Source organism: Pseudoxanthomonas fibrivorans (assembly GCF_041464125.1).
Lineage (GTDB): Bacteria > Pseudomonadota > Gammaproteobacteria > Xanthomonadales > Xanthomonadaceae > Pseudoxanthomonas.
The window spans coordinates 2064301-2090947 of the sequence record NZ_JBGNUG010000001.1 but is presented as its reverse complement, the minus strand read 5'-3'; the positions used below and the strand labels follow the sequence as shown (position 1 = coordinate 2090947).

Sequence of the window (26647 nt, the reverse complement as noted above, 5' to 3'; positions counted from 1 at the left end):
CGTTCGCACAGGGGAACCGCATGTCGTCCAGGACGCTCGATGCCTGCCTGCTGACTTTCGCACTGGTGCTCGCCTCGTGCGCGCGTGCGCCGGCCGACGCCGGCCACGAGGCCGCCAGCGTGGACGTGGCCGCCGACCCTGCGCTCGACGAGCCGCAGGAAGAGGTGCCGCCGGCCACCGCCCCCGGCGCGGCGACCGCGCTGGCGCCGCTGGCGGCGGACTTCAACGGCTTCGGCCCGGTCCCGTTCGGTGCCGAACCGCAGGCGCTGCGCATGGCCTGGGGCGGCGCGCTGGAGGGCCAGGCGCCGGCGGACGATCCCGCGGGCTGCCACTACCTGTTCCCGCACCCGCGTCCGGCGCAGGGGTACGGCACCGGCTTCATGGTCGAGGGCGGGAGGTTCGTGCGGGTGGACGTGGACGATCCTTCGACCACCGCGCCCGGCGGCGGCCGGATCGGCATGCCCTCGACCGAGATCGCGGCGCTGTACCCGGGCCGGATCGAGGAGCGCCCCCACAAGTACGTGGAGGGGGCCAAATACCTGCGGGTAACCCGCGAGGGCGGCGAAGCGGTGCTGCTGTTCGAGACCGACGCGCAGGGGCGCGTCCAGGAATGGCGCATCGGGCTGCCGCCGCAGGTGGACTATGTCGAGGGCTGCAGCTGAGCGGCGGACCGGTCGATCCCGGCGGCCGCGGGGACCGGCATAGAATCGGCACGGGGGCCCCGTAGCGGGCCAAGGGAGTAGCGGCGATGGCGGAGGCACTGGGACTGTTCGCGCTGGGCCTGCTCGTGCTGGCGCTGGGCGGGGATTCGGCGGTCAAGGGCGTGTCCGGGCTGGCCCAGCGGCTGGGCATGAGGCCGTTCGCGGCCGGCCTGCTGCTGCTCGCCTTCGGCACCTCGATCCCGGAGTTGGCGGTGAACCTGCGGGCGATGTGGCAGCAGCAGCCGCACCTGGCGCTGGGCAACGCGGTCGGCAGCAACGTGGTCAACCTGGGCCTGACCCTCGGCCTGGCGGCGCTGGCCGCGCCGCTGGTGCTGCGCGCGCGCGTGCTGGTGCCGATGCTGGTGCTGCTGGCCGTGGCCACGTTCGCGCTGATGGCGTTCGGCCTGGACGGCTATGTCGGCCGCGTCGAAGGCGCGGTGCTGCTGCTCGGGTTCCTGGCGGTGGCCGCGTTCGTGCTCCGGCACGGCGCCCGCGAGGACGCGGAGGTGCAGGCGGAAGTCGTGGCCTTCGCCAGCACCCGCACCGGGCTGCTGCAGAACCTGCTGCGCCTGGCGGTGGCGGCGGTGGCGCTGTATTTCGGTGCGCGCTGGGTGGTGGGCGGCGGCCTCGAACTGGGCCAGCGGCTGGGCCTGACCCCGCTGATGGTCGGCCTGCTGCCGGTGGCCGTCGGCACCGCGCTGCCGGAGATCGCCGCGGCGGTCGCGGCGGCGCGGCGCGGGCAGGGCGACATGGTGGCCGGCCACGTGATCGGGTCCAGCCTGTTCAACCTGCTCGCCATCGTCGGCGGCATGGCGCTGGCGCAGCCGCTGGCGCTGCCGGCCTCGTTCGTGAAGTTCGAACTGCCGGCGGTGCTGGTGCTGGTGCTGCTGGTGTACCCGCTGCTGCGCAGCGGGCGGCGCATCACCCAGCAGGAAGGCGGGATCCTGTGCCTGGCGTTCCTGGCCTGGGCGGTGCTGGAGCTGCTGCTGTTCCTGTAGCGGCGGCGTCAGGCCGCCGGTCCCTGCGGGTCTTCCTCGGTGGCGCCGCCGGGCTGCGGCGGTCGCTCCGCCATGTGCAGCGACAGCGCGGCCTTGGCCATCAGGTGCGCGCTGATCGGCGCGGTGATGAACAGGAACGCGGTGACCAGCAGCTCGCGCGGCTGCGGGTCGGTGTCGGACAGCCAGTGGTAGCCGACCGAGGCGAGCAGCACGCAGCCCACGCCGAGCGTGCTGGCCTTGGTCGGGCCGTGCAGGCGCTTGAAGAACTCGGACAGCTTCACCAGGCTGTAGGAGCCGACCAGGATGAAGAAGCAGCCGGCCGCCAGCAGCAGCACCAGGGCGATGGCGACGACCCAGCTCATTCGACGATGTCCCGGCGCAGCACGTACTTGCTCAGCACCACCGTGCCGACGAAGCCGAGCATGGCGATGACCAGCGCCGCCTCGAAGTACACCGCCGTGCCCAGGTGCATGCCGAACAGCATCAGCTGGGCGATGGCGGCGACGAACAGCGTGTCCAGCGCGAGGATCCGGTCCGGCACGCTGGGGCCCCTGAGCAGCCGGTACAGGGCGAGCAGCATCGCCACGCCGACCACGTGCATCGAACCGGTGATGGCCCACTCGACCAGCATCTGCGGGGTCACGGGAAGATCTCCATCAGCGGCGCCTCGTAGCGGGTCTTGATCTGGCGGATCACCTCGTCGGCGTCCTTCAGGTTGAGCACGTGCACCAGCAGGTAGCGGCGGTCGTCGGACAGCGCCGCCGACACCGTGCCCGGGGTGAGGGTGATGATGCTGGTCAGCGCGGCGATGCCGTGGATGTTGGCGATGTCCAGCGGCACCCAGATGAAACCGGGCGTGATCCGCCGCTCGGGGCCCAGCACCTGGCGGGCCACGGTGATGTTCGAGCGGACGATGTCCAGGGCGAGGATGCCGAGCATCCTCGGCACCCCCCCGAGGTTGCCGATGCGCGCGAACTCGCGGTCCAGGCGCGCGGCGAACGCAGGCACCAGCACCGCCAGCAGCAGCGCCATCACGGCGTGGCCGGTGGTCACCTGGTCGTTCATCAGCAGCCAGAAGCAGAACACCACCACGCTCAGCGGCGGCGAGGGCAGCCAGCGCCGGCGCCAGGCGGGGACATGGCGGCCGGCCATCACGGCTCCCTCAGCGCCGGCGTCGCCGCGCGCACCTGCTGCACGTAGTCGCCGGGCGACTGCAGCTGGGCGGCGGTGGCGCGGGTGTAGTCGAGCAGCGGCGCCGCGGCCACCACCAGGGCGACGCCGTAGCCCAGCAGCAGCGCGGTGGCGGCGATCTCCAGCGGCCGGCTCGGCGCCGCCGGCAGGGCCTCGGCGGGGGTGTAGGCGGCGATGCGGTCGGGGGTCGCGTCCGGCCAGGGTTCCACGCGCCAGAACAGCCGCGTTCCCGCGCGCGCCAGCCCCACGATCATCATGAAGCTGCTGCCCAGGACCAGCGCCCAGACCCAGCCGGTACGCGCGCCGGCCGGCACCGCTTCGAGCAGCAGCAGCTTGCCGATGAAGCCGGACAGCGGCGGCAGCCCGGCCAGCGACACCGCCGCCAGCAGGAACAGGACGCCGGGTACCGCGCGCTCGGGCAGCGGCGCGATCACGTCCTTGCGGTCGCCGGCGCTGCCGCGTCGGCGCCGGATCAGGTCGGCGAGCAGGAACAGCGCCGCGCCGGCGAACGTGCTGTGCACCAGGTAATAGAGGCCGGCCGCGATCGTGCCGGGCGTGGCCAGGGCGAAGGCGATGAACAGCGTGGCCGCCGACCCGAGTACCAGGTACGCGGTCAGCGAGCGCAGCCGCCGCGACGCGAGCACGCCCAGCGCGGCCAGCGCCAGGGTCGCCCCGCCGAGCACCAGCAGCGCCGGCCAGGCGAAGCCGTCCAGCGCGCCGGCCGCGCCGAAGCTCAGCGTGGCCACGCGCAGCACCGCGTACAGGCCGACCTTGGTCATCACCGCGAACAGCGCGGCCACCGCGCCCGGTGCGTGCGTGTAGGTCTGCGGCAGCCAGAAGTACAGCGGCAGCAGCGCGGCCTTGGCGCAGAACACCACCAGCAGCAGTCCCGCCGCCGCCTGGATCAGGGCCAGGTCCTGGGGCGGCGCCTGCGCCACGCGCACCGCCATCTCCGCCATGTTGAGCGTGCCGAGCAGGCCGTACAGCAGGCCCAGCGCCATCAGGAACAGGGCCGACGCGGCGATGTTGAAGGCCACGTAGTGCAGGCCGGCGCGCATCCGCTCGCCGCGCCCGCCGCTGAGCATCAGCCCGTACGAGGCGATCAGCAGCACCTCGAAGAACACGAACAGGTTGAACGCGTCGCCGGTGAGGAACGCGCCGTTCAGGCCCATCATCTGGAACTGGAAGAAGGCGTGGAAGTGCGGCGCGCGCCGGTCCCAGCCGGCGCAGGCGTGCAGCAGGCAGGCCACGCCGAGCAGCAGCCCGACCAGCAGCATCAGCGCCGACAGCCGGTCCACCATCAGCGCGATGCCCAGCCGCGCGGGCCAGTCGCCGACCAGGTAGACCGGGATCCGACCGCTGGAGGCCTCCAGCGCCAGCATCGCCGACACCGCGAGCATCGCCGCCATCGAGGTCCAGGCGACCAGCCGCTGCGGCAGCATGCCGAAGCGGCGGTGCTCGAAGAACAGCACCAGCGCCGCGGCGAACAGCGGGACCAGGATCGGCAGCAGCGGCAGGTGGCTCACGGCGCGTCCTCGCGCCGCTCGGCGGCCAGCGCCGCCTCGCGCGCCAGGGCGTGGCGGCGCTGCTCGCCGTGGCGGAACTCGCGCTCGGCACGGCTGCCGTCGACGTGGTCGCTGTCGTTGTCGGCGCGGCTGCGGATGGCGATCACGATGCTCACCGCGGTCATCGCGAAGGCGATCACGATCGCGGTCAGCACCAGCGCCTGCGGCAGCGGGTCGGTGTAGTGGGCCAGGCTGGTGTCCACCCCGTCGCGCAGGACCGGCGGCTTGCCGGCGACCAGCCGGCCGCCGGCGAAGATCAGCAGGTTGGTCGCGTAGGAGAGCAGGGTCAGCCCCAGGATCACGTCGAAGCTGCGCGCGCGCAGCAGCAGGTACACGCCCGCGGCGGTGAGGATGCCGATCGCGCTGGCCATCGCCATTTCCATCAGTACGCCTCCGCCCGCGTGCCCATCAGCCCAGCTCCCCGGTCCGGGTCGAACGCTGGCCCGGCTCGATCACGCCCAGGTGGGCCACGCGCGTGCGCGAGGGCCGGATCGTGCCGAGCATCGACAGGATCAGCATCGCGCCGCCGAACACCACCAGGTACACGCCGGTGTCGAAGCCGATCGCGCTGGCCAGCGGCACCTTGCCCACCAGCGGGATGTCCAGGTCGACATGGCCGCTGGTCAGGAACTCCGCCTCGAACAGGATCGAGGCCGCGCCGCTGATGCCGGCGACCATCAGGCCCACGCCGATGCAGCGGATGTAGTCGAAGCCGAAGCGCGATTCGACCGAGGCCGCGCCCTGGATCACGTACTGGATCAGCAGCGGCACGGCCAGCACCAGCCCGGCGATGAAGCCGCCGCCGGGCGCGTTGTGGCCGCGCAGGAACAGGAACACCGATACGGTGAGGGTCAGCGGGAACATCAGCTGGGCCAGGTCCGCCGGCACCGGCAGCTTCACCGGCCCGCCCGACATGACCTTCTCCGGCGCCAGGCGCGCGCGCCGCAGCAGCGCGTGCACGATCAGCGCGGCCACGCCGAACACGGTGATCTCGCCGAAGGTGTCGAAGCCGCGGAAGTCGACCAGGATCACGTTCACCACGTTGCGGCCATACGCCTCGGGCAGCGAGCGCGCCAGCATCTCCAGGCTGGCCGGCTCGCCGGGCGGCCGGGTCATCACCGCGTAGGAGAGCAGGCCGATCCCCAGTCCCGCGGCCAGCGCCACGGCCACGTCGCGCACGCGCCGCCGCGGCGCGCGCTCGGGCGGCGAGCGCGGCGGCAGGTAGTGCAGGCCGAGCAGCAGCAGCGCCAGGCTGACCATTTCCACCAGCAGCTGGGTCAGGGCCAGGTCCGGGGCGGACAGGAACACGAACGCCAGGCTCACCATCAGCCCGGCGCCGCCGAGCACGATCAGCGCCAGCAGGCGCTGGCGGTAGATCCGCACCGTGTACAGCGCGCAGGCCACCAGCACCAGCCACAGCAGCCAGCCCAGCAGCGGCATCGGCTGCGGCGCGCGCGCCGGCGGCAACGCGTGCGGCCCGAACAGGAAGGGCGCCGCGCCGGCGGCCAGCGCGGCCAGCACCAGCCAGACCAGGCTGCGCTGCAGGCTGCCGTTGGCGATCCGCGCGGTGAAGCGCTCGGCCAGCGCGTACAGCGCCTCCATGTTCCAGCGGAACAGGCTGCGGCCGAACGACTGCCGCACGATCGCGTGCAGGTCCAGCAGCCGGCGCAGGCCGAAGTACAGGGCGATGCCGCCCACGGTGCCGGCCATGCTCATCAGCAGCGGCGCGTTGAAGCCGTGCCAGATGGCCAGGCTGTAGGACGGCATGTCGTCGCCGAGGATCGCGGTGGCGCCGGCATGGAGCACCGGGGCCACGGTCCAGGCCGGGAACATGCCCACCGCCACGCACAGCAGGACCAGCACCTCGACCGGGATCTTCATCCAGCGCGGCGGCTCGTGCGGGACCCGGTCCAGCCCGTGCGGGCCGTCGCCGAAGAAGGTCTCGTGGACGAAGCGCAGGCTGTAGGCCACGCCGAACATCGCGTACAGCAGGGCCGCCAGGCTGATCGCGATCGCCATCCCGCGGTGCCCGTCGATGTCCAGCGCCTCGGTGAAGAACATCTCCTTGGACAGGAACCCGTTGAGCAGCGGGATCCCGGCCATCGCCAGCGAGGCGGTGATCGCCAGCACGCTGGTGACCGGCATCAGCCGCCGCAGGTTGCCCAGGCGGCGCATGTCGCGGGTGCCGGTCTCGTGGTCGATGATGCCGGCGGCCATGAACAGCGAGGCCTTGAACGTGGCGTGGTTGAGAATGTGGAACACGCCGGCGACCACCGCCATCGGCGTGGACAGGCCGAACAGCAGGGTGATCAGGCCCAGGTGCGAGATCGTCGAGTAGGCCAGCAGGCCCTTGAGGTCGTGCTGGAAGATCGCGTACCACGCGCCGAGCAGCAGGGTGATCGCGCCGATGCTGGTGACCACGTAGAAGAACAGGTCGGTGCCGGCCAGCGCCGGGTGCAGCCGCGCCAGCAGGAACACGCCGGCCTTCACCATGGTCGCCGAATGCAGGTAGGCCGAGACCGGCGTCGGCGCGGCCATCGCGTGCGGCAGCCAGAAATGCAGCGGGAACTGCGCGCTCTTGGTGAACACGCCGGCCAGGACCAGGGCCAGCACCCACGGGTACAGCGCGCTGGCGCGGATCAGGTCGCCGGAGGCCAGCACCGTGTCCAGGTCGTAGCTGCCGACGATGCGGCCGATCAGCAGCACGCCGCCGAGCAGCGCCAGGCCGCCGCCGCCGGTGATCGCCAGGGCCATGCGCGCGCCCTCGCGCGCGTCCTGGCGCTTGTACCAGAAGCCGATCAGCAGGAACGAGCTGATGCTCGTGAGCTCCCAGAACACCAGCAGCAGGAGCAGGTTGCCGGCGACCACCACGCCCAGCATCGAGCCCATGAAGAACAGCAGGCAGCCGAAGAAGCGCGGCGCGCTGTCGTCCTCCGACAGGTAGTAGTGCGCGTACATCACCACCAGCGCGCCGATCGCCAGCACCAGCCCGGCGAACATCCACGCCAGGCCGTCCAGGCGCAGGTCCAGGTCCATGCCGACCTGCGGGATCCAGGCGTGGTCGGCACGCAGCGTCCAGCCCTGCAGCACCGACGGCGTGGCCCAGGCGAGCACCAGCAGGCCCAGCAGCGGCGCGGCCGCGGCCACCCACGCCACCTGCCCGCGCGGACGCGTGCGCAGGAATGCCATCGCCACGGCCGCCAGGAACGGCAAGGCGAGCAGGATTTCCAGGAAGGGGATCATCCGCGAACTGGATCGATCGGCGTGGAACAGGTTCGAGTGTAACAGCCGTGTCCGCGCCCACAGGCGCGGATCGTCATGGGTCGAGGTGTCCACCCGGGACAGCGCTGCGGGTCGCGTGGCCGCCGGGCGTGCGCCTCCGCACGGGGACCGTGCCGGTATCCTGTCGCGCATGCCACCCGTATCCCGCCTCGATGGATCCCGCTGATCCGGCCCCGCGCGCGCTGCTGTTCGGCGCCAGCGGCCAGATCGGCCGGCGCGTGCTGGAACGGCTGCTGGCGTCCGGCTGGCAGGTGGTCGCGTTGTCACGCGATGCGCAGCCGGCCCGGGATGGCGTGGCGTGGCGCACCGGCGCGCTGCCCGATGCGGCCGGCGACGGCCGCGGCTTCGACGCGATCCTGAGCTGCGGCCCGCTCGACCTGTTCTCGCAGTGGTATGCGCGCACCGACAGCGGGCGGTCACGGGTGGTGGCGTTCGGCTCGACCAGCGTGCACGTCAAGGGCGCGTCGCCGGATGCGGCCGAGCGCGACGTCGCCGCGCGCCTGCGCGAGGCGGAAGGCCGCGTGGAGCAGGCCGCCGCCGCGCGTGGTGCGCAGGCGACCCTGCTGCGGCCGACCCTGGTGTACGGCGCCGGCAGCGACCGCAACCTCACCCGCATCGCCGCGCTGGCCGCGCGCCACGGGGTCTTCGTCCTGCCGCACGATGCGCGCGGGCTGCGCCAGCCTGTGCACGTGGACGACCTGGCCGCGGCGGCGGTCGCCGCCCTCGGTCGCCAGGGCGATGGCATGCGCGCCTACGACCTGCCCGGTGGCGAGACCCTGGACTATCGCGACATGGTCGCGCGCGTGCTGGGCGCGCTGCGCCCGCCCGCCCGGCTGCTGGTCCTGCCGGGGCCGCTGTTCGCGGTGGCGGCGGCGATGGCGCGCCGGTTGCGGCTGCACGATGCCGGGCCGGCGGTGCTGGCGCGCATGCGCGCCGACCTCGCCTTCGACGATGGGCCGGCGCGGCGCGACCTCGGATACGCGCCGCGCCCGTTCCATCCCGCGGCGGCGATGTTCGGGCCGGTGCCCGGGGATGCGCCGCGCTGAGGCGGGCGCGGCAGGCCGCTCAGTACTTCCAGCCGAGCTGCCGGTACAGCTTGGCCAGCACCCAGGCCGGGCCGATCAGCAGGTAGACCAGGTCGGTGAGGAAGCTGGGCTTGCGGCCTTCGAACTTGTGGCCGATGAACTGCGCGATCCAGGCGACCACGAACACGGTCACCGCCGACCACAGCAGCGTGGCCAGGCCGAAGCGCGACTCGACCAGGCGGCACAGGCAGCCGCAGAAGAAGAACACCGCCAGCATGCCCAGGCCGAGCGTGCGCGAAAGCCGGTAATAGAACATCCAGGCGAAGAACATCGCCAGCGCCGCCCAGATCCCGCTCTTCATCCAGGTGCCGAACACCGGGATGCACCACAGCAGCGCCACCACCGACCACAGGATCGCGGGCACCGCGACCACGTGGATGCGCTGGTTGAGCGCATTGCGGTGGTCGTCGGAGTAGCTGGCGAAATAGCGGTCAATCGGCCGCATCGGCAACGTCGCGTTCATCGGTTCCCTCCCAGGAATGGCAGGGAGCATACCCCCGCGCGCGGCCGCCGTCGCGGCCGCGCCGGGCCGTGCTCAGTCGACGCTGATCCCGGCCAGCTTCTGCAGGGCCTCGGCGTAGCGGGCGCGGGTGCGTTCGATGACCCCCGCCGGCAGCGACGGCCCCGGGGGCGTCTTGCCCCAGTCCAGCGTCTCCAGGTAGTCGCGCACGATCTGCTTGTCGTAGCTGGGCGGGCTGGTACCGACCTGGTATTCGTCGGCCGGCCAGTAGCGCGATGAATCCGGGGTCAGCATCTCGTCCATGATGTACAGCCGGCCGTCGGCATCGGTGCCGAATTCGAACTTGGTGTCGGCCAGCAGGATGCCGCGCTCGGCGGCGTAGGCGGCGGCGTAGCGGTACAGACGCAGGGTCGCGTCGCGCACGCGCTCGGCCAGCTCGCCGCCGACGGTGCGCACCATCGCGTCGAAGTCGATGTTCTCGTCGTGGTCGCCGACGGCGGCCTTGGTCGAGGGGGTGAAGATCGGCTCGGGCAGCTGCTCGGCCTGGCGCAGGCCGTCGGGCAACGCGATGCCGCTGACCTGGCCGGTGCGCTGGTAGTCCTTCCAGCCGCTGCCGATCAGGTAGCCGCGGGCGATCGCCTCGACCGGCACCGGCTTGAGCTTGCGGGTCACCACGGCGCGCTTCGCGTACAGCGCCGGATCCACGCCCTCGGGCAGCACCGCGGCGACGTCGATGCCGGTGAGGTGGTTCGGTTTCAGGTGCGCCGTGCGGCCGAACCAGAAGTTGGAGATCTGGCACAGCATCTCGCCCTTGCCGGGGATCGGGTCGGGCAGGACCACGTCGAAGGCCGACAGGCGGTCGGTGGCGACCATCAGCAGGTAGCCGTCGGGCGACTCCGCCTGCGGGCCCGCGGCGGCCAGCGCGGCGGCGGGAATCCGCTCGCGCGGCAGATCGAACACGTCGCGCACCTTGCCGCGGTGGCGCAGGGTCAGGCCGGGCAGGTCGGACTGGAGCAGGGTCGTGGACAACGCGGTCTCCGGGGCAGGGCCCGATGCAGAAGGAGTCCCGGGCCTCGCCGGGCGGCGGCCGGCCGCACAGTGTACGGCGAGCAGGGGTGGCTGTGCCGTAGAATCGGTGCTCCGCAGGACGACAGGCCCGGGACACCCCGCCGGATGAACCGCTGGTACGGAAAACTGCTGGGCCTGGTCGCCGGCGCGCTGCTCTTCAGGCCCAACCCGCTGTTCGGCGCGGTGGTCGGCCTGCTCATCGGCCATGCCTTCGACCGCGACTGGTTCCGCATGCAGCGCCGCGAGAACCCGTACGCCGAGCTCGGCCTGGGTGCCGAGGCCAGCGATGCCGAGGTCGACCAGGCCTACCGCCGGCTGATGTCGCAGTACCACCCGGACAAGGTCGCCGGCGCCGCGCCGGAGCTGCGCGAACAGGCGGAGAAACGCGCGCGCGCGATCAACGCCGCCTACGACCGCATCCGTACCCTGCGCCGGCGCTGAGCCGCGTCCCGAGAGCCGACCATGCAACCCACCGTCATCGCCCCGTCCATCCTCTCGGCCGACTTCGCCCGCCTGGGCGAGGAAGTGGACAACGTCCTGGCCGCCGGCGCCGACTGGGTCCACTTCGACGTGATGGACAACCACTACGTGCCGAACCTGACCATCGGCCCGCTGGTCTGCCAGGCACTGCGCAAGCACGGGGTCACGGCCTTCATCGACGTGCACCTGATGGTCGAGCCGGTGGACCGGATCGTGCCGGACTTCGCCGAGGCCGGCGCCAACCTGATCAGCTTCCATCCGGAAGCCAGCCGCCATGTCCACCGCACCATCCAGCTGATCAGGTCCCACGGCTGCCAGGCCGGCCTGGTGCTCAACCCGGCCACCCCGGTGGAAGCGCTGGACTGGGTGCTGGAGGACCTCGACCTGGTGATGCTGATGTCGGTCAACCCCGGCTTCGGCGGCCAGGCCTTCATCCCCTCCACCCTGGACAAGCTGCGCGCGGTGCGGGCGATGATCGACAAGACCGGCAAGCCGGTCCGGCTGGAGATCGACGGCGGGGTCAAGGCCGACAACATCGGCGAGATCGCCGCCGCCGGCGCGGACACCTTCGTCGCCGGTTCGGCGATCTTCGCCGCGCCGCGCACCCGCGAGCACTACGCCGGGGTGATCGACAGGATGAAGGCGGCGGTGGACGCGGTCCGCGGCTGAGCCGCACCGGGGCCTGGCGCCCCGTCGGCCGGCGGCGCCTCCACGCGCCGCCGGCCCTGGCTCCTCATGGAGGCAATCCCGCCTCCGCCCGTCGTCCCTGCGATGGCCTTCGATCCTGGGCCCGCGCGGTGACAGCACGATGACGGCCGTGGGCGCGCCGGTTCACGCGCTGCCGCGCCGGGCGCTGCTAGCCTGCGCCGGCCCTTCCAGGACGGAACCGCCGATGCCCGCCGCCATAGCCCCCGCCGCCTGCTGGCTGGTCCTCAATGGCAAGTCCGCCGGCGACGACGCCGTGCGCGAGGCGGTGGACGCCATGCGCGGGCGCGGGCTGGAGGTGGCGGTGCGGGTGACCTGGGAAGCCGGCGATGCCGCGCGCTGGGTGGATGACGCGATCGCCGCCGGGGCCGGCAGCATCGTCGCCGCCGGGGGCGATGGCACGCTCAGCGAGGTGGCCGCGGCGCTCGCGGCGCGCGGCGTGCCGGCCGCCGCGCTGCCCGCCCTGGGCCTGGTGCCGTTGGGCACGGCCAACGATTTCGCCGCCGCGGCCGGGCTGCCGGTCGAGCCGCTGCCGGCGCTGGCCGCCGTCGCCGCCGGCCAGGCGCGGGCGATCGACCTGCTGCGCATCGATGCCGACGGACGCGAGCACTGGTGCGCCAACCTCGCCAGCGGCGGCTTCGGCACCGAGGTGACGGTGGAGACCGACGAGGGCCTGAAGAAGCTGCTCGGGGGCCTGGCCTACCTGGTGACTGGCATCGCCCGGCTGGGCCGGATCGAGCCGCTGCCGGTGCGGCTGCGCGGCCCGGATTTCGCGTGGGAGGGCGGCCTGATCGCGCTGGGCCTGGGCAACGGCCGCCAGGCCGGCGGCGGCCAGGCGCTGTGCCCGGACGCGCTGGTCGACGACGGGCTGCTCGACGTCACCGTGATCCCCGAGTTGTCCGGCGAACTGCTGGCCACCATCGGCACCCTGGTCAAGGACGGCCAGCACGCCGCGCTCGAGCGCAGCGCCATGCGGGCGCGGTTGCCGTGGGTGGAGCTGGAGTCGATGGACGGCGCGATCACCCTCAACCTGGACGGCGAGCCGGTGCAGGCCCGGCGCTTCCGCGTCGAATGCGTGCCGGGCCGGCTGCGCATGCACCTGCCGGACGACTGTCCGTTGCTCGGGCAACCGTCCTGACCCGCTGCGCGGCGGGCCCCGATCCGGTTAAAGTTGCGGCCATGTTCGGCCAGACGACCAGGCTCTCCCTTGCTTCCGCGCGCCGGTGCTGGCGATGGCGGCCCCATGCCGTCGTCCCCTGCCATGCCCCGCTCCGCCGCAAGGAATCCCGCCTTGGTCACGCCCGAACAGTTCCAGCATTACGCCGCTGAAGACCGCGCCGCCCCCGGTTCGCACAATCTCGTCCCCGTCGTCCGCGAGGTGCTGTCCGACCTGGACACGCCGCTGTCGGTCTACCTGAAGCTGGCCGACGCCCCGCACACCTACCTGCTCGAATCGGTCGAGGGCGGCGAGCGTTTCGGCCGCTACTCGATCATCGGCCTGCCGGCCCGGCGCACCGTCGCCTTCCGTGGCCACGAGATGGAGGTGCGCGAAGCCGGCGCCGTGGTCGAGCGGCGCGAGGTCGCCGACCCGTTCGCCGAGGTCGAGGCCCTGCGCACCTCGTACTCGGTGCCCAGGCTCGAGGGTCTGCCGGGGTTCACCGGCGGCCTGGTGGGCTGGTTCGGCTTCGAGTGCATCGGCTACATCGAGCCGCGCCTGGCCGGCGGCGACAAGCGCGACGAACTCGGCACCCCGGACATCCACCTGATGCTGTCCGAAGAGCTGGCCGTGTTCGACAACCTCAAGGGCCGGCTGTACCTGGTGGTGCACGCCGATCCGCGCGAGCCGGGTTCCTGGGACGCGGCCCAGGCCCGGCTGGACGTGCTGGTGGACAAGCTGCGCCAGCCCGGCAGCTATCCGGCGCCGCTGCGCCGCGACGTGCTGGACGAAAGCCACTTCGTGTCCGGCTTCACCCGCGAGGGCTTCATCGAGGCGGTGGAGAAGTCCAAGGAATACATCCGCGCCGGCGACGTGTTCCAGGTGGTGCTGAGCCAGCGCCTGAGCGTGCCCTTCAGCGCGCGCCCGGTCGACGTGTACCGCGCGCTGCGCGCGCTCAACCCGTCGCCGTACATGTATTTCCTCGACACCGGCGAGGTCCAGGTGGTCGGCTCCTCGCCCGAGATCCTGGTGCGTCAGCAGGGCGACGAGGTCACCGTGCGCCCGATCGCCGGGACCCGCCCGCGCGGGGCCACGCCGGCCGAGGACCAGGCACTGGAGCAGGACCTGCTGGCCGACCCCAAGGAGCGGGCCGAGCACCTGATGCTGATCGACCTCGGCCGCAACGACGTCGGCCGGGTCTCGGAGGCCGGCAGCGTCGAGGTCGGCGAGCGCTTCGTGATCGAGCGCTACAGCCACGTCATGCACATCGTCAGCGAGGTCACCGGCAAGCTGCTGCCGGGGCTGAGCTATGCCGACGTGCTGCGCGCGACCTTCCCGGCCGGCACGGTCAGCGGCGCGCCGAAGATCCGCGCGCTGGAAGTGATCCGCGAGCTCGAGCCGATCAAGCGCAATGTCTATGCCGGCAGCATCGGCTACATCGGCTGGCACGGCGACGCCGACACCGCGATCGCGATCCGCACCGCGGTGATCAAGGACGGCCGCCTGCACGTGCAGGCCGGCGCCGGCATCGTCTACGACTCGGACCCGGAGAAGGAATGGGACGAGACCATGAACAAGGGCCGCGCGCTGTTCCGCGCGGTGGCGCAGGCGGCGAAGGGACTGTGACCCGGGGAGGTCCGATGGCTATCCATCCGAGGGCGGCGCTGCGCCGCCTGCTGCTGGCCGTGCTGTTCGCCGTGCCATGGACGGCGGCGGCGCAGCAGCCCGGTTCGCTGCCTTCGCAGCCGCACCTGCTGGTGAAGGGCCAGGCCGAGCGGAAGGTGAAGCCGGACCGCTTCAGCATCGACCTGCTGCTGCAGGAAACGGACATGGACGCCGCCGCGGCGCGTGCGCGGGTGCAGGCCCACGCCCGCCAGGTGGTCGAGGCGATGAAGGCCAGCGGCGCGCTGGCCGAGACCATCGACGCCTCGACCCTGTCGATCGCGCCGCACCACGAGTATGTCGAGAACAGGCAGGTGTTCCGCGGCACGCGGGTCAGCCGCACGATCCGTGGCAGCTTCGGCTCCACCGCGGGCCTGCGCGGGTTCCTGGGCCAGCTGCAGACCAGCGACGCGCTGCAGGTCAGCGGCATGCGAACCGGCTACTCGGGCGCCGGTCCGTTGCGCGCGCGGCTGAAGGCCGACGCGGCCACGCAGGCGCGGCGCAGCGCCGAAGGCCTGGCCAGCGCGTACGGGACCCGCGTCTCCGGCCTGTACACGATCTCGGATGTCGCCCCGGGCTTCGCCTACGGGGTGCAGGCCGGCACCTGGCCGTCGAACGATCGTCACGACGACGCGCCCGCGTCGCCGCCCGCGCCCGCGCCGGTGGCGGACATCGGCGCGGTGGTGGTCAGCGGCAGCCGCATCGACCCCGAAGTGCTCGAAAGCGGCACCCTGACGTTCACCGAGAACGTGTACGCCATCTTCCTGATCGAGTGATCCCCGCATGCTGTTGATGATCGACAACTACGACAGCTTCACCTTCAACCTCGTGCAGTACCTGCAGTCGCTGGGGGCCGAAGTGAAGGTGGTGCGCAACGACGCGATGACGGTGGACGAGATCGGCCGGCTGGCGCCGGAGCGCATCGTGATCTCGCCCGGCCCCGGCACCCCGCACGACGCCGGCGTCTCGCTGGAGCTGATCGCCCGGCTCGGCGCGACCACGCCGATCCTCGGGGTCTGCCTGGGCCACCAGAGCATCGGCCAGGCCTACGGCGGCAACGTCGTGCGCGCCGGCAACATCATGCACGGCAAGACCTCGCGGATCCGCCACGAGGGCCGCGGCGTGTTCGCCGGGCTCCCTGACGCGTACGAGGCGACCCGCTACCACTCGCTGGTGGTCGAGCGCGGCTCGCTGCCGCCCGCGCTCGAGGTCACCGCCTGGACCGAGAACGAGGACGGCTCGTTCGAGGAGATCATGGGCCTGCGCCACCGCGAGCACCCGGTGGAGGGCGTGCAGTTCCACCCCGAGTCGATCCTCACCGAGCACGGCCACGCGCTGCTGAAGAACTTCCTCGAGCGCTGACCCGCGTCGCGGCGGCGGGCGCCGCGCAGCTCAGGCGTGGACGATGAAGTCGATCACCACCGCGCCCGGCTGCTGCTGGCGGTAGGCGATCTCGATCCGGTCGCCGAAGCGGGTCGCGATCTGGTCGAGCAGCGGCAGCGGGTCGTGGTCGTTGACGAAGCGCATTGCCTCGCCCGGCTCCAGCGCGCCCAGTGCGCCGAAGATGGCCGAGTGGCGGAAGCGCCGGGCGATGCCGCGGGCGTCGAACGGATGGGCGGTGTAGTCGGGCGTGGTGGCGCTGGCGGTCATGGCGTTCTCCGGCGAAGGAGCCCCAGACTGCGGCACCCGGCCATGCGCCTGCCCTGATCCAGGTCAATCCGGGGCCATCGGGCCGGCATGGCGTCAGCGATAGACCAGCCGCCGCAACAGGAAGAAGTTCGCCGCCGCCAGCCCGACCTCGACCACCGGCTTGCCCAGCCACGCCCAGCGCAGCCCGAGATGGACCTCGATGCCGGCGACCAGCACGGTGCTCACGAGCGTCATGACGATCCACAATGCCCAGAACCGCATGAAGCGGTGCCAGCCCAGCCGGCTGCCCCCGGCATCGGCGAAGGTGTAGCGGCCGTTGAGCCAGAAACCCAGCACCGCCGCGCAGGTGCGGCCGGCCAGGTTGGCTGGCGCGGAGGGCAGGCCCATGGCGGTGAGGGCCACGAACAGCGACCAGTCCAGCACCAGCTGCAGGATGCCGAATGCGAGGTAGTGGCCGCCCTGGCGCAGGAGGGGCATCGCGTGTTCCGTCGGCGATGCGAGGCATCGCGGCCGGCCATTGTAGGCCGCGCCTTCGGGGACGGAGCGGGCCCGGCGTAGAATCGGCCCATTCCAGGCACCGGATTCCAGATGAGCCAGCCATTGCACGTGGTCATCCTCGCCGCCGGCGAGGGCAAGCGGATGAAGTCGGCGCTGCCGAAGGTGCTGCAGCCCGTGGGAGGGCGGCCGATGCTGGCGCACGTGGTCGAGACCGCGCGCGCGCTCGATCCGGCCGGCATCCACGTGGTCTACGGCCATGGCGGCGAGGCGGTGCGCGCCGCGTTCGCCGGCCAGGATGACCTGCACTGGGCCGAGCAGGCCCGCCAGCTCGGCACCGGCCACGCGGTGCAGCAGGCGATGCCGGCCATCCCGGAAGCGGTCGACGTGCTGGTGCTCTACGGCGACGTCCCGCTGACCGCGCCGGAGACCCTGCGCCGCCTGCTCGACGCGCCGGGCCTGCTGCGGGTGCTGGTGGCCGAACCGCAGGACCCGACCGGCTACGGCCGCATCGTGCGCGATCCGCAGGGACGCGTGGCCGCGATCGTGGAGCATCGGGACGCCGACGAGGAGCAGCGCCGGATCCGCACGGTCAACACCGGCATCGTCGCCGCCGAATCCGACGCGCTCAAGCGCTGGCTCTCGCGCCTGTCCAGCGACAACAGCCAGGGCGAGTACTACCTCACCGACGTGTTCGCCATGGCCGCCGAGGAGTACAACCCGGCCGAGCTCGTGCCGGTGGCCGACCCGCTGGAAGCCGAGGGCGCGAACGATCCCTGGCAGCTGGCCCAGCTCGAGCGCGCCTTCCAGCGGCGCTGCGCGAAGGCGCTGTGCATGCAGGGGGTGCGCCTGCTCGATCCGTCGCGGTTCGACCAGCGCGGCCGCGTGCGGGTGGGCCGCGACGTGGAGATCGACGCCGATGTCGTGCTCGAAGGCGAGGTGGAGCTCGGCGACGGCGTGCGCATCGGCCCGTTCACCCGGTTGAAGGACGTGCGCCTGGGCCCCGGCACCGAGGTGCGCGCGCACTGCGACCTCGATGGCGTGGTCAGCGAGGGCGCGGCGCACATCGGCCCGTACGCGCGCCTGCGCCCGGGCACGGTGCTGGCCGATGGCGTGCACGTGGGCAACTTCGTCGAGACCAAGAAGGCGGTGCTGGGCGTGGGCAGCAAGGCCAACCACCTGACCTACCTCGGCGACGCGCAGATCGGCGCGGGGGTCAACATCGGCGCCGGCACCATCACCTGCAACTACGACGGGGTCAACAAGTCGACCACCACGATCGGTGATGGCGCCTTCATCGGCTCCAACTCCTCGCTGGTGGCGCCGGTGGAGATCGGCGCGCAGGCCACGATCGGCGCCGGCTCGGTGATCACCCGCAATGCGCCGGCCGGCGAGCTGACCGTCGCGCGCGCGCGCCAGGGCACGCTCGAAGGCTGGAAGCGCCCGCAGAAGAAGTAGGGCGATGGCACGGACGGCAACGTGGCTGGTGACCGCACCGGTGCTGCTGGCCGCCGCCGCGCCGGCGCACGCCGACCGGTTCCATGCGCTGGTGGAGTACGCCTGCGACCGTGCCGGCGACACCCTGGCGATCACCTATTCCGGCGCCTACGACGAGGCGGGCGAAGCGCGGAAGGCGGCCAGGGGCGAAGATGCCTGGGATCCGTGGGACCTGCTGGAGATCGTCGACGACGAGCAGGGCACCCGGGTAACGGAGATCCGCGAGGTCGAACGCACCTGCCCGCTGTCGGACGCGCGCTACCGCGTGGTGGTGCGCGGCGCGCCGGGCAACGGGAATATCCTCGGCCGCTGCGGCGCGACGGCGTCGGCGCAGGTCCGTGTCTGGCGCGGCACAGAGCTCGTGTTCGACGAGGCGCTGGAAAAGGACTGCCACGGCGGCGAACCGCTCGTCACCGCCATCGAGTTGCGGCCGGGCGCCCCGCCACGGGTCACCCGCACGCCCCCGCTCGCGTTCTACCGCTGAGGCGCCAGCGGCGGGCTCAGGCCGCCGCTTCGGGCAGCATCACCGCCACGCACAGGCCGCCGTCGGCGCGGTTCTGCAGCGACAGGCGGCCGCCGTGGGCCTCGATGATCTCCCGGGTAAGGGCCAGGCCCAGGCCGGTGCCGTTGCGCTTGGTCGAGTAGAACGGCAGCAGCGCGTTCTGCAGCACGGCGTCGTTCATCCCGGGCCCGCGGTCGAGCACCTCGATCCGGGTCCAGCCCGGCAGCCGCAGCAGGCGCACGCGGACCTCGTCGCTGGGCGGGGACGCGTCGTTGCCGGCCTCGTGCGCGTTCTTGAGCAGGTTCAGCAGCGCCTGTTCCATCTGCGCCGGGTCCACCCGGGCCTGCGGCTCGGCGCTGGCGCCTTCCAGGTCGAACCCGATCTGGCGCTGCAGGCGGCCGAGGAAATCGCGCCAGACCACCGCCTGCAGCTGTGGCTGCGGCAGCTTGGCGAAGCGCGCGTAGCCGCGGATGAAGCCTTCCAGGTGGCGCGCGCGGTCCTCGATGGTCGAGAACACCTCGCCCAGCCGATCGTGCCGGCCGCGGCGGACCAGCTCGGCGCCGGAGTGGGCGAGCGATGCGATCGGCGCCAGCGAGTTGTTCAGTTCGTGGCTGATCACGCGGATGACCTTCTTCCAGGTCTGCACCTCCTGGCGGCGCAGCTCGGGGGTAAGCAGCCGGATCAGCAGCAGCTCGTGGCGGCGGCCGTTGAGGGTGAAGTTGCGCCGCGACAGGTGGTAGACCTCTTCCTCGTCGCCCTCGGCCGGCACCGCGAACAGGCTGTCGGCGCCGCGGCCGAGCGCCTCGCGCAGCTCGACCGGCAGTGCGTCGACCAGATCGTCCATGCGCAGCCCCTCGAGCTTGCGGCCGTCGTTGAGCAGCTTGCGCGAGGCCAGGTTGGCGTACACCACCCGGCGCGCGCCATCGCCGCCCTCGGCCGACAGCAGCATCGCCACGGGGGTGTTCTGCACCATCGTGTCCAGCAGCAGTTCGCGCTGGACCAGCTCCTGGCGCTGCTCGCGCAGCACCTCGCCCAGCTGGCCATGGGCGCGCACCAGTTCGCCCAGTTCGTCGGTGCTGCTCCAGTGCACGCCGAAGTTGAACTCGCCGTCGCGGTAGGTGTTGACGCTGCCGGCCAGGGCACGGAACAGCGCGCGCAGCGGCGCCATCGCCCGGTGCAGGCTCCACCACATCAGCCCGAGCAGCACCAGCACCGAGAGCACGGCCAGCACCCAGCCGCGATCGATCCAGTAGGCGAACGCCCAGGGCAGCGCGGCGGCGAGCGCCAGCACCGGGAGCAGGCGCAGGAACAGGCGCAGCGTGAGCGTGCGGCGGATCATCGCGCGGGCCCGGCCGGTCGGCTCATGCAGGCTTGAGCCCGTGGCGTTCCATGCGCCGGTACAGCGCCTGCCGGCTCATGCCGAGGTCGGCGGCGGCCTGGGCGATCACCCCGCCGGCGCGATGCAGCGCGGCCTCGATCTGCTCGCGTTCCGGCTCGCGGGCCGGCCCACGCCCGCCGGCCGTGCGCGGCAGGGCGAGGTCGGCGACCTCGATCCGCGCACCGGTCGCCAGCAGCTGCGCGCGCTGGATCACGTTGCGCAGCTCACGCACGTTGCCGGGCCACGGATGCCGTTGCAGCGCGGCGGCGGCGGCGTTGGACAGCGGCTTGCCGCCGTCGCCGAAGCGTTCGGCCAGCGGCAGGATGTCGCCGGGGCGCTCGCCCAGCGGCGGCATCGCCAGCTCGATGGTGTTGAGCCGGTAGTAGAGGTCCTCGCGGAACGCGCCGTCGCGGATCATCGCCGGCAGGTCGGCGTTGGTCGCGCTGACCACGCGCACCTTGACCTGGCGCTCGCGGTTGGAGCCCAGGCGCGCGAAGCGGCCGGTCTCCAGCACGCGCAGCAGCTTCATCTGCCCGGCCGGCGGCAGGTTGCCGATCTCGTCCAGGAACAGCGTGCCGCCGTCGGCCGCCTCGAACTTGCCCTCGCGGGCCTTGTTGGCGCCGGTGTAGGCGCCGGCCTCGGCGCCGAACAGCTCGGCCTCGATCAGCTCCGACGGCAGCGCGCCGCAGTTCACGGTGACGAACGGACCCTCGCGGTTGGCCGAATTGGCCTGGATGATCTCGGCGATCTTCTCCTTGCCGCTGCCGTTGGGCCCGGTGATCAGCACCGGCAGGTCGGAACGGGCGACCTGGCAGGCGAGGGCGACCACGCGCTCGCTGGCCGGGTCGGCGAACACCGCGCCGCGCAGGTCGTAGCGGCGGGCCAGGTCGTCGCGGCGGCGGCGTTCGCCGTCGCGGCGCAGGTCCAGTTCGCGGCGCGCCTCGGCCAGTTCCAGCAGGTTGTTGACGGTGGCCAGCAGCTTGGCGTCCTGCCAGGGCTTGGCCACGTAGTCGGCGGCGCCGGCCTTGATCAGCTCGACCGCGCTCTCCAGGTGGGTCCACGCGGTCAGCAGCACCACCGGCAGGTCGGGATGCCGCTCGCGGATCGCCGCGAACAGCGCCCGGCCCTCGTCGCCGGAGGTGGTGTCGGCGGTGAAGTTCATGTCCTGGATCACCAGGTCCACGTCTTCGGCGTCCAGCATCGCCAGGCCCTCGGCGGGCGAGGCCGCATGCATGGCGGGCAGGTCGTGCAGCGAGAACAGCACTTCCAGCGCGGTGGCGACGGCGGGGTTGTCGTCGATGACGAGGATCGTGGACATCGGGAGGCGGGCCGGTTTTTCCTTGGCGGGGGGTAAAGGCTACCTGTTCGCGGCCGGCCGGTGGCCGTAGCTGAGCACGCGGGTGACCTGCCATGCCCCGTCCCGGTGCCGCCAGAGCATGACGAAGTCGGCTTCGCCGTCGCAGCGGCCGGTATCGGCCTGGCAGAAGCGGTGCCCGCCGCGGGCGATCGCGCCGAAGCCGGGCACCGGGTGGACCGCCAGGCTCCCCGGCACGAGTGCGCGGGTGAAGCGCCCGCAGGCATGGCGACGGGTGTTCTCCAGCATCGCCTCGCGGGTCCAGGTCACCCCGCCGGTGTCGTGGTAGAACTCCACGGCCGGGTCGAAGTAGGCGGCATGCGCCTCCAGCTGGCCGGGTTCGGCGCAGCGGTTGAACGCGTCGAACACGGCCGCGTCGAGGGCGGCGATGGTCGCGGCCAGGTCCGCGGCGCCCGGCGGCGGCCCTGCATCGCGGGCGGAGGCGGGGAGCGCGCCGGCCAGCGAGCACAGGGCCGCCAGCAGCGCGCCGGCCGCCGCGCCGATCCCGCCCGGCACCCGGCCGCCGGCACGCTGCTGGTAGCGCCGCTTCATACGCTGCGGGTGGCCACGGCCGGCGGGATCGAGGCCGCGCGCCGCGCCGGGGCGTACACCGCCAGCTGTCCCAGCAGCCACAGCAGCACCGCGCCGGCGGGCAGGTAGAACAGCGGCAGGCGCGCCATCTCGTACTTGCCCATCAGCAGCTGGTTGATCGCGAACGCGAGCAGCATGCCGATGGCGATGCCGATGCTGGCCAGCAGGAAGTTCTCGGTCTGGAAGTAGCGCAGGATCTGGCCGCGGGTCGCGCCGAGGGCGCGGCGCACGCCGATCTGCTTGGTCCGCTGCTGCACCCAGAAGCTGGCCAAGCCGATGATGCCCAGCGCGGTCACCAGCAGCAGCACCACGCAGACGATGCCCAGCAGCCAGGCCATCGCGCGCGGCGCCTGGAAGAACTCGTGGCGCAGTTCCTCGATGGTCTTGCTGTTGTCCTCGAGGATGATGCGGTCGGCGCCATTGGCCTGGAGCACCTTCCTGGCCGCTTCGAGCACCTCGGCGCGGCGCTCCGGCGAGGTGCGGACCACGTAGTTGCCGCCGAGGTTGTAGTGCGGCCGCAGCGGGAAGATCATCGAGTACTCGCGCGCCGACGGGCCGCCCATCTGGCTCGGGCGCACGAGGTGCTCGACCACGCCGATCACGCGGATCGGCTTGTCGCCCCAGCTGTAGAAGCTCTTGCCCACCGCGTCCTCGCCCGGGAACAGCTTGTCGGCCATGCTGCGGGTGATGATCGTCGCCGGGATGCTGTCGTCGGTGGCGGTCCCGTCCAGCAGGTCGGCGGCATCGCGGTACTCGTCGGCGTTGAAGTCGCGGCCGGCGACCAGCTTCAGCCCCAGCGTCTCGACGAACTGCTCCTCGGCCATGTAGGTCGTGGCGCTCAGCGTGGACTGCTGCTGTTCCTGCTGCAGCCTCACGCCGCTGTTCCAGGACGAGTTCACGAACGGCACCTGGTTGATCACCGTGGCGTCCTTCACCCCGGGGATGCCGCGCAGGTTCACCAGGTCGGTACGGGTGCGCGCGGCCTGGTCGGCGTCGTTGCCGATGCTGAGGATCTGCACGCGGACCAGTTCGTCCTCCACCAGGCCGCTGACCTCGCGGACCTCGCGGATGCGGTCGCTGATCATGAACAGCGCGTTGCAGATGATCGCGCAGGTCAGCGCGATCTCGATGACGATCAGCGACGCGGCGGTCTTGTGCCGCATCAGGGTCGAGAGGATCGGTCGGATGTCCATGGAGTCTCTCCGTGTCTGTCGGGCGGGCGGACCCGCGGCTTCGGTTCGGTGGGCGGAGGATCCCTCCGCCCTGCGCCGTCACTGGCTCTTGAGCTGGATCGCCGGGGTCACCTGCATCGCCCGCCACGCCGGCAGCAGGCCGGCCAGGACGCTGGCGACGATGGCCATGACGAAGGTCAGCGCGAGCATCCCCACGTCCAGGTGCGCGAGTTCGGCGTAGCTGGCCGGCTGCTGGCGCACGGCCCACAGGCCGAGCAGCGACAGCCCCAGGCCGAGGATGCCGCCGGCCAGGCCGATCGCACCGGCCTCGACCAGGCACTGGGTGAAGATCGCCCCGCGCGAGGCGCCGAGCGCGCGGCGCACGCCGATCTCGCTGCCGCGCCGGAGGAACTTGGCCAGCAGCAGGCCGACCGTGTTCACCAGGCACACCAGCAGGAAGCCGAAGCCCAGCCACAGCTGCATGACCACGTCGTTCGGCACCACCCGGTTGAACTCCAGCCACTCCATCACGTTGCGCAGGCGCACGTTGGTCGGGCGCTTGTAGCGGCCGGCCGTGCGCTGCTGGTCCGAATAGTTGACCAGGTAGTCGCGGTAGGCGCCGGCCTTGTCGGCCGAATCGAGCTCGACCCAGTACTGGATCCACACGCAGGGTGCGTTCGGGCCGGTGGAGTCGCCGCCGCTGTCGCCCCAGCAATCCATGCTGCCGTTGCGGCCCATGTCCAGGTCGCGCGAGGTGGTGAAGGGCAGGAACACGTCCTCGAGCGAGCCGTAGCGGTCGCTGTTCATGTCGTAGAAGCGCGGCGTGGGCCGCCATTCGTCGACCACGCCGACCACGGTGAAGTCGGACTGGTCGATGCGCAGCTGCTTGCCGACGCTGTCGCCGCCGCCGAACACGCGATCGTTGAGGCTCCTGGAGATCACCGCCACGCGCGCATGGGCCTCGTCCTCCTTCGCGCCCCAGCCGTTGCCGTACAGCATCGGCACGTCGAACATCGGGAAGAAGTCGGCGCTGGTGTAGCGCGCGTCGACGACGAACGGCACCAGGCCCTCGCGGTCCGGGGTGATCGACAGGCCGCCGCCGGTCATCATCGCCTGGCGCGCGCCTCGCTTCTCTCGCAGCAGGGTCTCGGCATCGTAGCGGGTGACCTGCTGGGAGGGCTCCTCGCCCGGCGTGTAGTCGTTCATCTCCGCCGGGTCCAGCTGCACGTAGAACAGCCGGTCGCTCTTGCCCGGCATCGGGTCGCCGGAGAGCACGTGGAACACGGTCAGCGTGGTCATGCACGCGCCGATGCCCAGCGCGATGGCGAACACCATCAGCGCGGTCAGGGCCTTGTCGCGGCGGAAGCTGCGCAGGGCCAGGTTGCAGTAGTAGGCGAACATGGGCGCCCTCCTCAGACGGTGGCGTCGGACGCGCTGGCGCCGGTGCGGGCCAGGCGCACGAGGCTCGGCTCGACCGACAGGTCGGTGGCCACGCCGTCGACGATGTGAACGTTGCGCTGCGCGCGGGCGGCCAGCTCGGGGTCGTGGGTGACCATGACGATGGTGGTGCCGGCGGCGTTGATCTGCTCCAGCAGCTCCATCACTCCGCGCGCCATCTGCGAGTCCAGGTTGCCGGTCGGTTCGTCGGCGAGCAGCAGCTTGGGCTCGCCGGCGAGTGCGCGGGCGATCGCCACGCGCTGCTGCTGGCCGCCCGACAGCTCGGCCGGGTAGTGCTTCATGCGCGAGGCCAGGCCGACCTGGGCCAGCGCCTTCTCGATCCGCGCCCTGCGGTCGGCGGCCGGCAGGCCGCGGTAGCGCAGCGGTACGTCGACGTTGTCGAACAGGTTCAGGTCCGGGATCAGGTTGAAGCCCTGGAAGATGAAGCCGATCTTGTGGTTGCGCAGGCGGCTGCGCGCGTCGTCGGACATGCCGCGCACGTTCTCGCCGTCGAGGAAGTAATCGCCCTCGGTGAAGGTTTCCAGCAGCCCGGCGATGTTGAGGAAAGTGGTCTTGCCCGAACCCGAGGGGCCGGTCACCGCCACGAACTCGCCTTCGCGCACGTGCAGGTCGAGCGACCGCAGGGCATGGGTTTCGACCATCGCGGTCCGGTAGATCTTGGAGACCTGGCGCATTTCCAGCATGGCGGGATTCCTTCTGCTTGTGGATTCGGGTGGAACGGTGGAAGGGAAGGGAACGGAGGGGTCAGTTGATCGCCACGCGCTCGGCGTCGCCGAACTGGTCGCTGCCGGAGACGACGATGCGGTCGCCTTCCTTCAGCCCGGACACGATCTCGACGTAGCCCAGGCTGCTGGCGCCGGCCTGGATCGGCTGGCGGCTGGCGCTGCGGCCGTCCACCACCCAGGCCCAGCGGCCGCCGTCCTGCTCGACGAACGGGCCGCGCTCGACCATCAGCACGTTCTTGCGGGTGTCCAGCACGATCCGCGAGGACAGGCGCTGGTTCTGGCGCAGGCCCGGCGGCTGCCTGCCGTCGTCGAAGCGCAGCCGCGCGGTGACCTCGCCGTTGACCACTTCCGGCGAGACCGCCGAGACCTTGGCCGGGAACTGCGTGCCCTGGCTCGTGACCTGGGCCGGCACGCCGATGGACAGGTCGCGGGCGAAGCTCTCCGGCACGCGGATCTCGACCTCGAACTCGCTCAGGTCGACCACGCTCAGGATCGGCGCGTTGATCGCCACGTTCGTGCCCTGCGCGATCTGCACCTGGCCGACCTGGCCGTCGAACGGCGCGCGCAGGGTCAGCGCGGCGACCTGGCGCTGCAGCTCGGCCACCACCGCCTGCTGGCGATCGGCGAGCAGGCGCTTGTTGCGCGCGTCCAGCGCCGCGCCCTGGCCCTGCAGGCCGGCGTCGCTCTGCGCGGTCTTCAGGCCGATCTGGGCCTTTTTCAGTTCGTCGCGGGCGCTGGCCAGCTCGATGTTGGACACGGCGCCGCCGGCATGGCCGCGCTCGTAGCGTTCCAGGTCGCGCTGCGCGGCGACGTGGTCGATCTCGGCCTGGTCCAGTGCCTTGCGCGCGGTGAGCGCGGCGATGCGCGCGTCCAGCTGCGCGCGGCTGGCCTCGGCCTCCATGCTGGCCAGGGTGGACTCTTCTTGGACCAGCTTGCTGCGCAGTTCGGGGCTGTCGATCACCGCGAGCGCCTGGCCCTTCTTCACCGCGTCGCCGGCCACGACCTGCAGGGCGACCGTGCCGCCGGCGATGGCGTACAGGGTCGGGCTGTTGGCGGTGATCACCCGGCCGTCGGCGGAGATGTCGCGGACCAGGTCGCCGCGCTTGACCTCGGCGATGCGGACCCGCGAGGCATCGTAGGAGCGCGAGCCCGCGCCCCAGCCGGCGACCACCCAGGCCAGCAGCGCCAGCGCCGGGACCGCCGCCACGGCCGGCCACAGCCAGCGGCGCCAGGTGGGGCGGGCCCGGGTGGCGGCGGAAAGCGGGCGGTCCTGCGCGGAGGTGTCGGGGATCATCGGGGCCACGGCTCTGGGAAGTCGTAACCGGTAACGCAGGCAGCGTGCCAACCTCAAGCGACTGATTTGATTGGAGGATCTGTCGCGGATCCGGTGTCCGCGACCGGCAGCGGACACTGCCGGACACTTTTCCGGCCAGCGGACAGCGCCGGGACCTGCATCGGCGGGGCCGGGACAT

General features: G+C 72.0%; 28 protein-coding genes. 11 read left to right on the top strand and 17 right to left on the bottom strand.

The window, feature by feature from the left end; genetic code table 11:
• Nucleotides 1-20: 20 nt before the first annotated feature.
• Entirely contained in the window at nt 21-662 is a 642-nt protein-coding gene (locus ACA089_RS09585) for a hypothetical protein (protein ID WP_372016212.1), read from the top strand.
• Nucleotides 663-748: 86 nt separating this feature from the next.
• The gene (locus tag ACA089_RS09580; RefSeq protein ID WP_372016209.1) at nt 749-1699 is read left to right on the top strand and encodes a sodium:calcium antiporter; all 951 of its coding nucleotides are present in this window, start codon (nt 749-751) and stop codon (nt 1697-1699) included.
• Between the two features lie 8 nt (nt 1700-1707).
• Here ACA089_RS09580 and ACA089_RS09575 read toward each other — a convergent pair whose 3' ends face one another.
• From ACA089_RS09575 to ACA089_RS09550, 6 genes are read right to left on the bottom strand one after another with little or no spacing between them, the layout of a single operon-like run.
• The gene (locus ACA089_RS09575; RefSeq protein ID WP_372016206.1) at nt 1708-2061 is read right to left on the bottom strand and encodes a Na+/H+ antiporter subunit G; all 354 of its coding nucleotides are present in this window, start codon (nt 2059-2061) and stop codon (nt 1708-1710) included.
• Nucleotides 2058-2330 (bottom strand): K+/H+ antiporter subunit F, encoded by a 273-nt coding sequence (locus tag ACA089_RS09570; RefSeq protein ID WP_372017733.1) that lies wholly within the window; start codon nt 2328-2330, stop codon nt 2058-2060. The genes ACA089_RS09575 and ACA089_RS09570 overlap by 4 nt, the downstream gene beginning before the upstream one ends.
• An 8-nt stretch (nt 2331-2338) precedes the next feature.
• Nucleotides 2339-2851, bottom strand: a complete 513-nt coding sequence (locus ACA089_RS09565; RefSeq protein ID WP_372016203.1) for a Na+/H+ antiporter subunit E — start codon at nt 2849-2851, stop codon at nt 2339-2341.
• Entirely contained in the window at nt 2851-4416 is a 1566-nt protein-coding gene (locus tag ACA089_RS09560; protein ID WP_372016200.1) for a monovalent cation/H+ antiporter subunit D, read from the bottom strand. Before ACA089_RS09560 ends, ACA089_RS09565 begins: the two co-directional genes overlap by 1 nt.
• Complete coding sequence (locus ACA089_RS09555) at nt 4413-4838, bottom strand: Na+/H+ antiporter subunit C (protein WP_372016197.1); 426 nt, start codon at nt 4836-4838, stop codon at nt 4413-4415. Before ACA089_RS09555 ends, ACA089_RS09560 begins: the two co-directional genes overlap by 4 nt.
• A gap of 25 nt (nt 4839-4863) precedes the next feature.
• Nucleotides 4864-7698: a monovalent cation/H+ antiporter subunit A gene (locus ACA089_RS09550; RefSeq protein ID WP_372016195.1), complete on the bottom strand. Its 2835-nt coding sequence runs from the start codon at nt 7696-7698 to the stop codon at nt 4864-4866.
• 191 nt (nt 7699-7889) lie between these two features.
• On the opposite strand from ACA089_RS09550, the gene ACA089_RS09545 reads away from it, so the two are divergent.
• A complete protein-coding gene (locus ACA089_RS09545; RefSeq protein WP_372016193.1) occupies nt 7890-8783 on the top strand; it encodes an SDR family oxidoreductase in 894 nt (297 codons plus the stop codon).
• A 19-nt stretch (nt 8784-8802) separates the two neighbouring features.
• On the opposite strand, the gene ACA089_RS09540 is transcribed toward ACA089_RS09545, so the two are convergent.
• Complete coding sequence (locus ACA089_RS09540) at nt 8803-9285, bottom strand: Mpo1 family 2-hydroxy fatty acid dioxygenase (RefSeq protein WP_372016191.1); 483 nt, start codon at nt 9283-9285, stop codon at nt 8803-8805.
• A gap of 72 nt (nt 9286-9357) precedes the next feature.
• A complete protein-coding gene (locus ACA089_RS09535; protein ID WP_372016188.1) occupies nt 9358-10311 on the bottom strand; it encodes a phosphoribosylaminoimidazolesuccinocarboxamide synthase in 954 nt (317 codons plus the stop codon).
• Between the two features lie 144 nt (nt 10312-10455).
• Between ACA089_RS09535 and ACA089_RS09530 the strand changes: the two genes are divergently transcribed.
• The 6 genes from ACA089_RS09530 to ACA089_RS09505 all read left to right on the top strand — a co-directional run bounded on the left by ACA089_RS09530 (nt 10456) and on the right by ACA089_RS09505 (nt 15715).
• Nucleotides 10456-10791 (top strand): J domain-containing protein, encoded by a 336-nt coding sequence (locus ACA089_RS09530; RefSeq protein WP_372016185.1) that lies wholly within the window; start codon nt 10456-10458, stop codon nt 10789-10791.
• Between the two features lie 21 nt (nt 10792-10812).
• Nucleotides 10813-11499 (top strand): ribulose-phosphate 3-epimerase, encoded by a 687-nt coding sequence (rpe, locus tag ACA089_RS09525; RefSeq protein WP_372016183.1) that lies wholly within the window; start codon nt 10813-10815, stop codon nt 11497-11499.
• Between the two features lie 223 nt (nt 11500-11722).
• Nucleotides 11723-12673, top strand: coding sequence for a lipid kinase YegS (gene yegS / locus ACA089_RS09520; protein WP_372016180.1), 951 nt, complete (start codon nt 11723-11725; stop codon nt 12671-12673).
• A 153-nt stretch (nt 12674-12826) separates the two neighbouring features.
• Nucleotides 12827-14317 (top strand): anthranilate synthase component I, encoded by a 1491-nt coding sequence (gene trpE / locus ACA089_RS09515; RefSeq protein WP_372016177.1) that lies wholly within the window; start codon nt 12827-12829, stop codon nt 14315-14317.
• 14 nt (nt 14318-14331) lie between these two features.
• Complete coding sequence (locus ACA089_RS09510; RefSeq protein WP_372016174.1) at nt 14332-15129, top strand: SIMPL domain-containing protein; 798 nt, start codon at nt 14332-14334, stop codon at nt 15127-15129.
• Between the two features lie 7 nt (nt 15130-15136).
• Nucleotides 15137-15715, top strand: coding sequence for an anthranilate synthase component II (locus ACA089_RS09505; RefSeq protein ID WP_372016172.1), 579 nt, complete (start codon nt 15137-15139; stop codon nt 15713-15715).
• 30 nt (nt 15716-15745) lie between these two features.
• Here the strand turns inward: ACA089_RS09505 and ACA089_RS09500 are convergent, their stop codons facing one another.
• Nucleotides 15746-16003: a DUF2249 domain-containing protein gene (locus tag ACA089_RS09500; RefSeq protein ID WP_372016169.1), complete on the bottom strand. Its 258-nt coding sequence runs from the start codon at nt 16001-16003 to the stop codon at nt 15746-15748.
• A gap of 93 nt (nt 16004-16096) precedes the next feature.
• Nucleotides 16097-16480 carry a GtrA family protein gene (locus ACA089_RS09495; protein ID WP_372016166.1) on the bottom strand — a complete coding sequence of 128 codons (384 nt, stop codon included), beginning with the start codon at nt 16478-16480 and terminating at the stop codon, nt 16097-16099.
• Nucleotides 16481-16591: 111 nt separating this feature from the next.
• On the opposite strand from ACA089_RS09495, the gene glmU reads away from it, so the two are divergent.
• The gene (glmU, locus tag ACA089_RS09490) at nt 16592-17956 is read left to right on the top strand and encodes a bifunctional UDP-N-acetylglucosamine diphosphorylase/glucosamine-1-phosphate N-acetyltransferase GlmU (RefSeq protein ID WP_372016163.1); all 1365 of its coding nucleotides are present in this window, start codon (nt 16592-16594) and stop codon (nt 17954-17956) included.
• A 4-nt stretch (nt 17957-17960) separates the two neighbouring features.
• Nucleotides 17961-18479 carry a hypothetical protein gene (locus ACA089_RS09485; protein WP_372016160.1) on the top strand — a complete coding sequence of 173 codons (519 nt, stop codon included), beginning with the start codon at nt 17961-17963 and terminating at the stop codon, nt 18477-18479.
• A 16-nt stretch (nt 18480-18495) separates the two neighbouring features.
• On the opposite strand, the gene ACA089_RS09480 is transcribed toward ACA089_RS09485, so the two are convergent.
• The 7 genes from ACA089_RS09480 to ACA089_RS09450 form a co-directional block, all read right to left on the bottom strand.
• Nucleotides 18496-19836 carry a sensor histidine kinase gene (locus ACA089_RS09480; RefSeq protein WP_372016158.1) on the bottom strand — a complete coding sequence of 447 codons (1341 nt, stop codon included), beginning with the start codon at nt 19834-19836 and terminating at the stop codon, nt 18496-18498.
• Between the two features lie 22 nt (nt 19837-19858).
• The gene (locus ACA089_RS09475) at nt 19859-21193 is read right to left on the bottom strand and encodes a sigma-54-dependent transcriptional regulator (protein WP_372016155.1); all 1335 of its coding nucleotides are present in this window, start codon (nt 21191-21193) and stop codon (nt 19859-19861) included.
• Between the two features lie 39 nt (nt 21194-21232).
• Complete coding sequence (locus ACA089_RS09470; RefSeq protein ID WP_372016152.1) at nt 21233-21781, bottom strand: nuclear transport factor 2 family protein; 549 nt, start codon at nt 21779-21781, stop codon at nt 21233-21235.
• Entirely contained in the window at nt 21778-23013 is a 1236-nt protein-coding gene (locus tag ACA089_RS09465; protein WP_372016149.1) for an ABC transporter permease, read from the bottom strand. Before ACA089_RS09465 ends, ACA089_RS09470 begins: the two co-directional genes overlap by 4 nt.
• A 78-nt stretch (nt 23014-23091) precedes the next feature.
• Nucleotides 23092-24393 (bottom strand): ABC transporter permease, encoded by a 1302-nt coding sequence (locus ACA089_RS09460; protein ID WP_372016146.1) that lies wholly within the window; start codon nt 24391-24393, stop codon nt 23092-23094.
• 11 nt (nt 24394-24404) lie between these two features.
• Nucleotides 24405-25133 carry an ABC transporter ATP-binding protein gene (locus ACA089_RS09455; protein ID WP_372016143.1) on the bottom strand — a complete coding sequence of 243 codons (729 nt, stop codon included), beginning with the start codon at nt 25131-25133 and terminating at the stop codon, nt 24405-24407.
• Between the two features lie 61 nt (nt 25134-25194).
• Nucleotides 25195-26469 carry an efflux RND transporter periplasmic adaptor subunit gene (locus tag ACA089_RS09450; RefSeq protein ID WP_372017731.1) on the bottom strand — a complete coding sequence of 425 codons (1275 nt, stop codon included), beginning with the start codon at nt 26467-26469 and terminating at the stop codon, nt 25195-25197.
• Between the last annotated feature and the right edge of the window lie 178 nt (nt 26470-26647).

Excerpts from the sequence above, each read along its gene's own strand:
- ACA089_RS09585 (WP_372016212.1), top strand. The coding sequence starts at position 21 with ATGTCGTCCAGGACGCTCGATGCCTGCCTGCTGACTTTCGCACTGGTG.
- ACA089_RS09580 (WP_372016209.1), top strand. The coding sequence starts at position 749 with ATGGCGGAGGCACTGGGACTGTTCGCGCTGGGCCTGCTCGTGCTGGCG.
- ACA089_RS09575 (WP_372016206.1), bottom strand. The coding sequence starts at position 2,061 with ATGAGCTGGGTCGTCGCCATCGCCCTGGTGCTGCTGCTGGCGGCCGGC.
- ACA089_RS09570 (WP_372017733.1), bottom strand. The coding sequence starts at position 2,330 with ATGCTGGTCGAGTGGGCCATCACCGGTTCGATGCACGTGGTCGGCGTG.
- ACA089_RS09565 (WP_372016203.1), bottom strand. The coding sequence starts at position 2,851 with ATGGCCGGCCGCCATGTCCCCGCCTGGCGCCGGCGCTGGCTGCCCTCG.
- ACA089_RS09555 (WP_372016197.1), bottom strand. The coding sequence starts at position 4,838 with ATGGAAATGGCGATGGCCAGCGCGATCGGCATCCTCACCGCCGCGGGC.
- ACA089_RS09550 (WP_372016195.1), bottom strand. The coding sequence starts at position 7,698 with ATGATCCCCTTCCTGGAAATCCTGCTCGCCTTGCCGTTCCTGGCGGCC.
- ACA089_RS09545 (WP_372016193.1), top strand. The coding sequence starts at position 7,890 with ATGGATCCCGCTGATCCGGCCCCGCGCGCGCTGCTGTTCGGCGCCAGC.
- ACA089_RS09540 (WP_372016191.1), bottom strand. The coding sequence starts at position 9,285 with ATGAACGCGACGTTGCCGATGCGGCCGATTGACCGCTATTTCGCCAGC.
- ACA089_RS09530 (WP_372016185.1), top strand. The coding sequence starts at position 10,456 with ATGAACCGCTGGTACGGAAAACTGCTGGGCCTGGTCGCCGGCGCGCTG.
- rpe (WP_372016183.1), top strand. The coding sequence starts at position 10,813 with ATGCAACCCACCGTCATCGCCCCGTCCATCCTCTCGGCCGACTTCGCC.
- yegS (WP_372016180.1), top strand. The coding sequence starts at position 11,723 with ATGCCCGCCGCCATAGCCCCCGCCGCCTGCTGGCTGGTCCTCAATGGC.
- ACA089_RS09510 (WP_372016174.1), top strand. The coding sequence starts at position 14,332 with ATGGCTATCCATCCGAGGGCGGCGCTGCGCCGCCTGCTGCTGGCCGTG.
- ACA089_RS09505 (WP_372016172.1), top strand. The coding sequence starts at position 15,137 with ATGCTGTTGATGATCGACAACTACGACAGCTTCACCTTCAACCTCGTG.
- ACA089_RS09500 (WP_372016169.1), bottom strand. The coding sequence starts at position 16,003 with ATGACCGCCAGCGCCACCACGCCCGACTACACCGCCCATCCGTTCGAC.
- ACA089_RS09495 (WP_372016166.1), bottom strand. The coding sequence starts at position 16,480 with ATGCCCCTCCTGCGCCAGGGCGGCCACTACCTCGCATTCGGCATCCTG.
- glmU (WP_372016163.1), top strand. The coding sequence starts at position 16,592 with ATGAGCCAGCCATTGCACGTGGTCATCCTCGCCGCCGGCGAGGGCAAG.
- ACA089_RS09485 (WP_372016160.1), top strand. The coding sequence starts at position 17,961 with ATGGCACGGACGGCAACGTGGCTGGTGACCGCACCGGTGCTGCTGGCC.
- ACA089_RS09480 (WP_372016158.1), bottom strand. The coding sequence starts at position 19,836 with ATGATCCGCCGCACGCTCACGCTGCGCCTGTTCCTGCGCCTGCTCCCG.
- ACA089_RS09475 (WP_372016155.1), bottom strand. The coding sequence starts at position 21,193 with ATGTCCACGATCCTCGTCATCGACGACAACCCCGCCGTCGCCACCGCG.
- ACA089_RS09470 (WP_372016152.1), bottom strand. The coding sequence starts at position 21,781 with ATGAAGCGGCGCTACCAGCAGCGTGCCGGCGGCCGGGTGCCGGGCGGG.
- ACA089_RS09465 (WP_372016149.1), bottom strand. The coding sequence starts at position 23,013 with ATGGACATCCGACCGATCCTCTCGACCCTGATGCGGCACAAGACCGCC.
- ACA089_RS09460 (WP_372016146.1), bottom strand. The coding sequence starts at position 24,393 with ATGTTCGCCTACTACTGCAACCTGGCCCTGCGCAGCTTCCGCCGCGAC.
- ACA089_RS09455 (WP_372016143.1), bottom strand. The coding sequence starts at position 25,133 with ATGCTGGAAATGCGCCAGGTCTCCAAGATCTACCGGACCGCGATGGTC.
- ACA089_RS09450 (WP_372017731.1), bottom strand. The coding sequence starts at position 26,469 with ATGATCCCCGACACCTCCGCGCAGGACCGCCCGCTTTCCGCCGCCACC.